Annotated in this window: 8 protein-coding genes; 1 reads left to right on the top strand and 7 read right to left on the bottom strand. The window is 68.2% G+C overall.

Annotated elements, in window-relative coordinates:
* Positions 1-456: 456 nt before the first annotated feature.
* The 4 genes from FGF04_RS37820 to FGF04_RS37805 all read right to left on the bottom strand — a co-directional run bounded on the left by FGF04_RS37820 (position 457) and on the right by FGF04_RS37805 (position 4,450).
* Entirely contained in the window at positions 457-1,209 is a 753-nt protein-coding gene (locus FGF04_RS37820; protein ID WP_149515918.1) for a hypothetical protein, read from the bottom strand.
* 288 nt (positions 1,210-1,497) lie between these two features.
* Positions 1,498-2,280 carry a GAF and ANTAR domain-containing protein gene (locus FGF04_RS37815; protein ID WP_149515917.1) on the bottom strand — a complete coding sequence of 261 codons (783 nt, stop codon included), beginning with the start codon at positions 2,278-2,280 and terminating at the stop codon, positions 1,498-1,500.
* The gene (locus FGF04_RS37810; protein WP_235882712.1) at positions 2,273-2,971 is read right to left on the bottom strand and encodes a GAF and ANTAR domain-containing protein; all 699 of its coding nucleotides are present in this window, start codon (positions 2,969-2,971) and stop codon (positions 2,273-2,275) included. The genes FGF04_RS37815 and FGF04_RS37810 overlap by 8 nt, the downstream gene beginning before the upstream one ends.
* Positions 2,972-4,060: 1,089 nt before the next feature.
* Entirely contained in the window at positions 4,061-4,450 is a 390-nt protein-coding gene (locus FGF04_RS37805) for an ANTAR domain-containing protein (RefSeq protein ID WP_408055720.1), read from the bottom strand.
* A 485-nt stretch (positions 4,451-4,935) separates the two neighbouring features.
* Here FGF04_RS37805 and FGF04_RS37800 point away from each other — a divergent pair, with 485 nt between their 5' ends.
* Entirely contained in the window at positions 4,936-5,697 is a 762-nt protein-coding gene (locus FGF04_RS37800) for a helix-turn-helix domain-containing protein (RefSeq protein WP_235882711.1), read from the top strand.
* 188 nt (positions 5,698-5,885) lie between these two features.
* Here FGF04_RS37800 and FGF04_RS37795 read toward each other — a convergent pair whose 3' ends face one another.
* From FGF04_RS37795 to FGF04_RS37785, 3 genes are all read right to left on the bottom strand, one after another.
* On the bottom strand, positions 5,886-6,629 hold the full coding sequence (locus FGF04_RS37795; RefSeq protein WP_149515915.1) for an ANTAR domain-containing protein: 744 nt from the start codon (positions 6,627-6,629) through the stop codon (positions 5,886-5,888).
* Positions 6,626-7,342: a GAF and ANTAR domain-containing protein gene (locus FGF04_RS37790; protein WP_223146447.1), complete on the bottom strand. Its 717-nt coding sequence runs from the start codon at positions 7,340-7,342 to the stop codon at positions 6,626-6,628. The genes FGF04_RS37795 and FGF04_RS37790 overlap by 4 nt, the downstream gene beginning before the upstream one ends.
* Positions 7,343-8,529: 1,187 nt before the next feature.
* Positions 8,530-9,319 (bottom strand): GAF and ANTAR domain-containing protein (locus FGF04_RS37785; RefSeq protein WP_149515913.1); only part of this gene is annotated, 790 nt, incomplete at its 5' end.

The raw sequence follows: 9,319 nt of genomic DNA, 5'->3' as shown, positions 1-9,319 counted from the left end.
CCCCCACGGGCACGACCCTCCCACCGCCCCCGCAGGGATTCACAACGGCTTCGCTCAGATGTCCCGGAAGGGACCAGCGAGCGCGGTGACCTGCCGCAATGCGTGGCGTGTGGTCGCTGAGCTGCGTGAATAACCTTTCGGCTGTTTCACGCTCGTGCCGCTTGATGGGGCCGGAAGTCCCAGAAAAGTCCCAGGAGACTCCCACGGCGTTTTCGCGAAAGCCTCGTAGGCTGCGACCGCTGACGGGTGCCGACGGGCCCGCGAGATACTCGTCGAACCTGGTCCGCCCTGGAGCTTCGGGCGTTCGCCAGGGCTCCGGGCGGGCCAATGCATCCTTTCTGGCCTGGCGTCTCTCCTTGATCGCCTGACGTGTGTCCTTTGACAGGCGATCCTGGCCGATTGACAGGTGAGTTCGGCCGTTGGGCTCAAGGAGACAGCTCGTCTGCGGGATCGATGTCAGTGGTCCCTGCCAGCACATGAATCATGAAACGATCCGACGATCTCCTGGCAGGGCTGGACGACATCGACTGGGCAGCCCTGGGGCACGCCTACGGCAGCGCCGAGGACGTGCCCGGCCGGCTCCGGACGGTGTGCGGGCCGGACCAGGAGGCCAGGGAGGTCGCCTTCCGTAGCCTGTTCGGCAACATCTTCCACCAGGGCACCCGGTACTCGGCCTCTCCGTACGTCGTGCCGTTCCTCGCCCGTATAGCTGTCGCAGGCCCGGTCGGCGCCCGGGCCGAAGCGCTGCTGCTGACCCGTCTGGCCATTGACTGGCACGACGAGTACGACCTCCCGCTCGGCATCGACACCGCCGCATGGCGTGCCGCAGCCATCAGCCCCGAAGAAAATCTGCGCTGGTACGACGAGGAGATCGCCGCCGAGACCGACGAGGAGCGGCTGAGGAACTTGCGCGAGGCACGGGCGTACTGTGCGGCCGGGCACCCCGTCGACGCCCGTGAGGGCGCACTGCGCTCCTACGATGCGGTCCGCGCCCAGCTTCCCGTCCTGCTCGAACTGCTCGGCGACCGGGACCCGGAGATCCGCACCAAGACCGCGTACCTCCTCGGCTGGTTCCCCGAGGAGGCCGACGCCACTCTGCTCCCGTTGCCGACCTGCCTCGACGGCGAGCAGGCCCCGGTCTGCCTCGTCGCGGTCTGGCTGCTCGCCGACCACGACCCGGACGGCCGGGTCCGGCACCGTCTCGACCACGAGCACCCCTTGCGGCGCAGCGAAAAGCTCCTGCCGACCCTTGTTCTCGCGCCGGGGTCGTCAGGGTGCCCAGTGCGCGCTCGTGGTGCACACCTTCGTGGTGAGTACGGTCGACCTGGTGATACGGGTGCCGGTAGGACTGTCGTCGTTTTGGTGAAGCGCCTCTTCCCCGGCCGCGTTCGAGTGTGTGCGTGCCGGCAGCAGCGGACTTTCAGGACTCGACCAACACACGGGCTTGCTCACACCTCCCCGCAGGGGACGGGAGGGGCAGGCAACGCGAGATGCGGCTCAGGCTTCCGGCACCGCTTCCTGGACGGTGGCAGGGTGCATGTCGTGATCGACCAGGGCCTGGGCGATTGCGCTGAGACGGACCTGGTGGCGGTTGGCGTAGTGGGCCAGAAGACGTCCTGCCGTGCTCATCGGCACCTGGTGGTGGGCCGCGATCATGCCCTTCGCGATCTCGAGGAGGGTCTTGGCGGCCATGGCGCCCTGTACCCGTGTGATGACGTCCTCGCGCCGGGGCTCGGTGGACCAGTGCATCAGCCCCAGTGCGGCGGAGTCCGCCAGGGCTTGCGCGAGGTACAGGTCGCTGTCCGGAAGGGCCCCGGTGCGGGCGTTGAGCAGGGTCAGGGCGCCCAGTACGCGCTCGTGCAGGCGTACCGGCACGGTGTGCAGGGACCGGTACCCGGCGTCTGCCATGGCGTCGACGAACGCGGGCCAGTGGTCTGCTTCGGCATCAATGTCGGGGACGCTGGCACCCTGGCCGGTGCGGTAGCAGTCCATGCAGGGGCCGCGTCCGGTCTGCATCTGCATCAGCTCGATGAACGCCGCTTCGTCCTCGGTGGCCGCCATCGTCTTCAGGGTGCCCCGGGCGTCTGCGATCATCACCGCTACCGCGTCGACGTCCAGCAGCGCACGGCAGGCGTGCACCAGTCGGTCGAACAGGCGCAAGGGGTCGAAGTCGGGTGCGTAGGTGTCCGTGAGGTCGACGAATGCCTTCGCCAGTTCCCGTTCGCGGTTCATGCCCGCCTCCCTGGCGCTGTCGTCGTGCCTGCCCTGGTGCTCACTCATCGCGGATGTCCAGGTTGCCGTCGATGACGGCCCGCGCGACGTCCAGTGCCGTGGTGCCGTGCGCGAAGGCCCTGGCGCGCAGCCTCAGCAGCGCTTCTTCGGCATTCACATCCAGGTGCACCATGATCATTCCGGTGGCCTGATGGATTTCCACCCGGTCCGATTCCGCCCCCTCCAGCCACGTGAGGACCCCATGGGAGGCACCGTGTTCGAGGGCCGTGACGGCCAGAGTGAGCGCGTCGGCGACCAGCAGCGCCACGCGCACCTGGTCGTCGTCGAGCGGGCCGGCCGTTTCCTGGTACAGGTCCAGGGTTCCCAGCACTTTCGCGCCGGCGGTCAGCGGCACCGAGAAGGCGGCTTCGGCACCGGCTTTGGCGGCCTGGACGCAGAACAGGGGCCAACGACTGGCGTCAGGGGCGCGGGTCAGATCGGGTGCGAACACCGGGGCCCGTAGCCGCACCGCATCCGTGCACGGGCCTTCGCCCAGCGTGTATTGGATCTCTGCGAGCCGGCCGGCGACGTCGTCGGAGGCGAACAGCACCACGTTCATACTCCTCTCCTGTCCCAGGACCGACAGGGACAGCCCCGTGAGGTCCGGCAGGAGGGACACGCACGCCCGGCACAGCGCCTGAGGCACCGCTCGGGGAGGACTTGCGCGGACCGCGTCGATCAGCGTACGCGTGATGCGCATCCGCAGGATCTGGGTCTCCTGCTCCGCGTCCCCGACATCCCCGGCGCCTGATTCCGACCCGGACACCATCTCCACCTCCCCACGCCACAGCCCGCCGACATGTGCGATCTTGCCTCATCACAGGCTGCCCGAGCCTTACGCCCCACTTCACCTGGCACGGTCATACGCGCGGCCGGGACGTTCCAGTCCCCCTGAGAGATGAAAAGAAACAACCGTCACGAGCATGGGACGAATTATGAGCTTGTCCTTCAGTCAGTTCGACGCGGTTTCGTACTGAATTTGTGCTGGGCGAGACAATGCGCCGAAGCGCGGTAACTGCCACCATGTGCACTTGCCGAGCTGTGATTTTGGCCGGGCAAAGCATGCGGGTTGCCACCAGGAAGACGCACTAGCTGCCACCGGCAATGAGTGATACATCACGATTGTCACCAGCTGCGGTGTTCTGCAGCTGGCTGAACTGCTTCACAACCCACCGGCTGACCCGGTGGCAAGAAGCTGCCTTTGTGACAACTGTCGTGCTTCGGCACAACCTTACGTCGGCGTCCCACGCGGAGGCGTGCACGGACCAGGTCATGCCGGGTTTCTTCAGCTCTGCGACGCGCGAGGCCCCAGCGTCCCGGCCGCGCAGTACTTCCGGGCTCGGCCGCACCTGTCTCTTCAGCTCATCGCTGGTGTCCTGCTGTTCTTTGCGTGATGGGGCCTTTGAGGCCAAGGCGCCCTTCCGCCGCGTGTTGCGCTCCGGCGTCCGGATGCTGCCCGCCGCAGCGTTGTAGTCGCGTTGGTGTGAGATCGCAGCTGGCGCGGGGCGGCAGCGCCGAACGGCTGTGATCCCAACCGGCCGGAGCTGGCCGATCTGTCGTCGTGCCTCAGGTGAGCGAAAGGGGCACCAGGGGACAGAGCGCAGTCCGGGGTCTGGGGACTGGAGACCGCCGTCTGCGTTCGGCGACTAGGTGCGTGGCTATTGCGGCCGGCCCACGGTCTCGGCTCTTTCACCCTACGCCCCTTCGAGGGCTGCCCGCCGCCAGGGGGCGGGTATGGGTGGATCGGCCGCAGTCGTCCCGGGTGCAGGGCGTGTGGCGCAGTGGGTGTTCATTCGTGGGTCTGCGGGGGTTGCGCGTGGGCGAGCCGGCGTTCCAGTTCGGTGCGGATGTCGCTGGGCAGTTGTCCGGTGCGGGCCCATTCGACGACGAGTTCCGCGACGTGCCGCAGTTTGATGTTGGTGTGCTGCGAGGTTTCTTTGAGAATGTTCCAGCCGGCTTCCGGTGTGACGCGGCTCAGAGCGATCACGACACCGATGGCCTGGTCCACGACGGCGTGGGAGCGTACGGCCTGGTGGAGCTGGGCGTTCTGCTCCTGCAATTCCTGCAGTTTCTGCGGGTGTGGTTCGTGCGGTTTCGGCATCTGTGTTTCTGTGGTTTTGGCATTTTCTTGTGCCGCACTTTCACTGCGGGGTGTTGATGCGTGGGTGGGGCGGGTCACCCTTACCTCCGACGTCCTTGAACCTGTGTCCGAAACCAGGGCAGGCAGATGCCGTGCCGTTCCCGTGCCGGGGAATCGGATGGCTGCCGGCTGCTGTGCCCCGGTGCCACTGCGCGTGCCGTGGTGCCCGGGCCGGTTCCCGGCGCAGTACCTCACGGCCCGCGCTGAACGCCTCGCACTTACGTGAAGAACCGAAGGAGGTCGGAGCAGGTGGAAGAGGCAGGTCCGGGGCCCGGGATTTGAGCGCCCTGAAACCGCCGCCCTCCTCCGGACGACTGCGCACACAGCTCCTGTCGGCTGTGTACGGTCTTCGTGCTCGATTCTGCCTCCACCATTGCCGTACGGCAATGGTGGGGTGCGTCGTCGTGGCCGGATCCCCTCTTGCCTGGGCCCCAAGTACGGCCCGAAACCGCCGGGCGCTGCCCTGCGTGCGAAGCAGTTTGCGGGCGGGCAGGGTGATTTCGTTCGATCCGACGCACGGAGCCGTGCTCGTCGCCGCCTACGGCAGCGACGAGCACGTCCCCTTCTGCATGCGGGCCTTTCGGTTTGTGAAGATCCTCAGTGAAGGACAACCCGTCATCTACGCGGTCGAACGCAGGTGCGAGACCGTGCGGGCCGTGGAAGTGCGCCCTGCCTGGATCGCCAGGACAACATCCCCGCCTTTGTGCCGTACATGCCATAACAGGCCGACGAGTAGGAAAGGCGATGACCAGGCCGTCGGCCCGCTGATCACCGGCAGCACCGCCCGGCCGTCGGCCGCCACCGTCCCTGCGGTCTTCCCCCACCACGCGCCGGCCAGCCCCATCTCCGGGGACAGCCGTGACGCCCAGCCGGCAACGCTGCGCCGCGCGATCGCCTTCATCGAGGCGAACGCCCATGCCGACATCGCCGCAGCCGCCGGCGTCACCACCCGCGCGGTCCAGCTCGTCTTCCGCCGCCACCTCGACGCGACTCCGCTGCAGTACCTGCGCCGCTTCCGCCTCGACCGCGCCCACCGCGAACTCCTCCTCGCCGACCCCGCCGCCCAGAGCGTCACCACCGTCGCCTACCGCTGGGGCTTCTCCCACCCGGGCCGCTTCGCCGCCGACTACCGCACCGCCTACGGCGAACCACCCAGCCCCACTCTGCGCCGCAGGTGCCCCCCATCAGGTACCGGATGCGTATCAACCTGGGGCGCAGAACAAAGGCATGCAACCAGCCGACAGCAACGACAAGGGCGGGGCAGGCCCGGCTGGCTGCCGACCTGAGGCGGGGAGCCTCATGGGTAACCGCGGTCGAAGGCCCCCGGCTGTGCGCGGCCGTCGTGGGTCGCTTCACCTTGAACGGCGTCATCATCGAGACCGGTACCGGCTTCCTCTCGCCTCGCGCACGCCAAAGCTCATGCCGAAGTCGGCTGAGGAGATGAACGGCTCTTTCCGGCGGGACCGCACGTCTTTCACAGGGCTGTGGAGGACGGTGGCCAGGGTGCGCCGCCGGTGACCGCGCGGGCCAGGTCGGGGAGCGTCTGTCCGCGGGCGTGGGCCTCGGTGAGCAGGGTGACGTACGCCTCGTTGATCGAGCAGTGCAGACGGTAGGCGACGATTCCCTTGGTCTGCTCGATGAGGATCTGGCCGTTGTGCACCCGCTCCAGTTGGGCGATCAGGTCGTCCTGCTGGCCCAGGACCTGGTGAGAGGCCAGGGCGATCGCTGCGATGTCCGCCAGCGCTCCGGCGCGGGCGCGGTCCTGCGGGCTGAAGGGAAGATCGTTGCTGCGGTAGAAGACCAGCACTCCGAAAGCCCGCTCGTCCTTGGTCACCGGGACGGCGTGCAGCGAGTGGAAGCCGGCCGTGGTGGCGTCGGCGCGCTGGGCGGGCCACGGTGAGTCGGCGTCCTGCAGGCCGACGGCGGTGACGGGTGCGCCGGTGCCGTGCGCGTGTGCGCTGGGGCCGCTGGCATGCGCGGGGCTCTGAGCGAATACGGAGCCGGCCGTCGTGGAAGCGGTGGTGGGATGTAGCTGGTGCAGCACGTCCGCCAGTTCCACCCCCACGGATGTGGCCTCCACCAGCAGGGCACCGTGCTGCACCAGTAAGGCGGCGTGGGCGCGGGGATCGAACGCTCCGTTTCGGGCACCGGTCAGGGCGAGCAAGGCATTGACCAGTAACTCCTGCCACGAAGGCTCCTGCGGTGGGTCGTGCGTCATGAGGATGCTCCCTTGACGTGCAGGGTCAGACGTCGGTTGACGACGTCATCAGCAACCTCGTCAAGGGGACGTTGGTGCGCGAAGGCGTAGGCACGCAACGTTGCCAGTGCTTCTTCGACAGTACAGAGCCCCGGAGCGCGCAGGAAGCCGATCGCCTGATGCAGGACGGCCACCGAAGCGGGCAGTACTTCATCACCCACCGCCAGACCGTCGAGGAACGGGCCGGGAAGGCGGGCGTCATGCAGTAACAGCACGCCGGCTGCGGACACCTGGACCTGCGCGGCCAGTAGCGCGTCCGGGGACAGGGGTCCGGGCCGGCTGCGGTAGCACGTCAGGACCGCGACCGGCTGCCCGTGCACCAGCAGGGGAAACGCGAAAGATGCCCGGATACCGTGCGCGAGCGCCTCGCCGGGAAAGACCGTCCAGTCCGCATGCACAGCCGAACCGGAAAGATCCTCAACAAGCAGTGGCCGCCGCATCTGATGAGCGGTGAAGTCCGGCCCCTCGCCAAGGGCGAGCTGCAAAGCCACCGCATGCCCGGCCAGTTCGCCGCTACGGCTCAGGCACAAAGGCGTCGCCGCGATCTCGCCCGCGGTCAGCACCAGGGACACCGCGCCGATACCGGCAACCGCCTCACAGGTCAGCGCGGCAACCGAGCGCAGACCGCCGGCCTGCGTCATCTCCAGCAGCGCCCGGCGGACCTCGGCAGACAAACCCACCTCGCGATCAGACCCGTTGCCCGCTCCAGCAGCACACATGACCCACCCGCCCCGTCCGTCTGTACCTGTGCCACACGGCAAACCCTCGGCCGACGACGACGTAAACCCTGGTTCCACAACCTAGACAATCCGCCCCCGACACGCACCACATTCCGCACTGGTCATCAGCGCAGCGACGAGCGACATCACCAGGCATCACGATCGATCACACCGAGAAACCCTCAAAGACTCCCCGGGCGACTCCCCCTCAAAGTTCCACAGCCACCCGGCAGAGCCTCGGTCTCGCGCGGTCCGCTTTATTCCTGTCTTTTCTTCCTTCTTCCAAGAAGCGGGCGTGCAGGCACGCTGAGGGGGATCAGGGACGGCGCACCGCTATATATGACCTGGTAACGCAAAATCCGGGACTTTCCCTGAGCCGGTCCGCCTGGGGCCGGCATGTGACCGCGCACAGGGCAGGGCAGGACGGGACAGCGGGGTCTAAGCTGTTCCGTCCCGAGCCTGGCGGCTTTCGTCGCCCTCATGAGTCCTCACCATCGCGTCGTGGCGGGGCAGCACTCTGAGCGAAGGCCCGAACCCGCAGATCGGAGCGGGGGGCGATCCACTCGGCGAAGGGCCACTCCTGCGTCGAACCTGTCATGCAGCGCTCCGCCAGGACCTCCTGGGTGTCCGTGACGGCCGGCCGCGCCCTGCGCGCCTGGCAGGCCGACACCCGTACGCCCTCGCGCAAGAACCTCGCCGCGATCGAGCAGGTCTAGCGCACGGTGCGCCGCGAGAACGTGGCCCGCTACCTGTGCGCCCGCCCCGACCGCGACGGCCGCGCCACCCGCGTGGAGCTCCGCCCTGCCAACCAGTCCCGTGTCGAGAGGCCGCGTCGGCGTGCGGTGGGGTTCCGCACGATGAACGTGCACCGCTGGGAGCGCACCGTCGGCGCGTGGGCGGCCGGCAACGACCAGGGGTTGGACGACGTGTACCGAGCAGGCCCTCCATGCATCCGGTCGTCGAGCGCGGCCGGGCCGTGCGCCGTCGGGTGGTCCGCGGCCGGTGGTGTACTGCACGTGAACGGCTTTGGTGCGAGGGGAAAGCGAGGCACCTCGTCATGAGGCACCCTGTCGGGTATCGCGCTTCCCCCGGAACCCATGGGCGGCACGGGCGCATTTGGCTGTTCCCGTTCCGGCGTGTCGTCAGGGGGATGGTGGGACAGGCGGCTCCTCTGCCCCTCCGGCACCGGCACCCCCACCACCACTGGTGTCAGTGGTGGGGGGTGGGAGGTGGATGGTGCCGTTGAGGATGTTGTGGGAGAGGTCGCTGATGCGGAGCTGGTTGTGGCGGGCGTAGGTGCGCAGGAGGTGGAAGGCGCTGGCGGGGGTGATGGACAGATGGGAGGCGAGATAGCCCTTGGCCTGTTCGATGATGCTGCGTGAGTCCAGTGCGTGCTGGAGCTGGGTGGTGAGGGTGCGGTGGTCCGCCAGGGCGTTCTGCTGGAGCAGGGAGAGGGCGGTGGCGTCGGCCAGGGCCTGGGCGAGGTGCCTGTCGGCGTCCGTCAGGGGGCCGCCGGCGCGGCGGAAGAGGGTGAGTGCGCCCAGGCTCTGGGTACGCAGCCGGATCGGCACGGCGTGCACGGAGCGGTAGCCGGCGTCGTGGATGCGGGCGGTGAAGCCGGGCCAGGGCGAGGGATCGGTGGTGTGGGAGTGTTCGACAGCCAGAGCACGCTGGTAGGCGGTGTGGCCGGGACCTTCACGCGCGTCGAGTTCGAAGAGTTCCACCTGTTTGACGCTCTCGCAGGTGTGGGCGACCAGGCACAGCGGGCTGCCGGCGGCGCAGAGCATGATCGCGGCGTCGCTGATGTCGAGCAGGTTCAGGCAGTGGCGGGTGACGCGGTGCAGGAAGCCGGCCGGGTCGAAGTCACCGGCCAGGGTGTCGGTGAGATCGAGCAGCGCGGCCGTCACCTGCGCCTCGCGGGGGACCGGCGGC

Source organism: Streptomyces apricus (assembly GCF_008369065.1).
GTDB lineage: Bacteria > Actinomycetota > Actinomycetes > Streptomycetales > Streptomycetaceae > Streptomyces > Streptomyces apricus.
Note: the sequence above shows the minus strand (reverse complement) of the source record. Positions and strands in the feature narration are given on the sequence as shown.

Excerpts from the sequence above, each read along its gene's own strand:
- FGF04_RS37810 (WP_235882712.1), bottom strand. The coding sequence starts at position 2,971 with ATGCGCATCACGCGTACGCTGATCGACGCGGTCCGCGCAAGTCCTCCC.
- FGF04_RS37815 (WP_149515917.1), bottom strand. The coding sequence starts at position 2,280 with ATGAGTGAGCACCAGGGCAGGCACGACGACAGCGCCAGGGAGGCGGGC.
- FGF04_RS37795 (WP_149515915.1), bottom strand. The coding sequence starts at position 6,629 with ATGACGCACGACCCACCGCAGGAGCCTTCGTGGCAGGAGTTACTGGTC.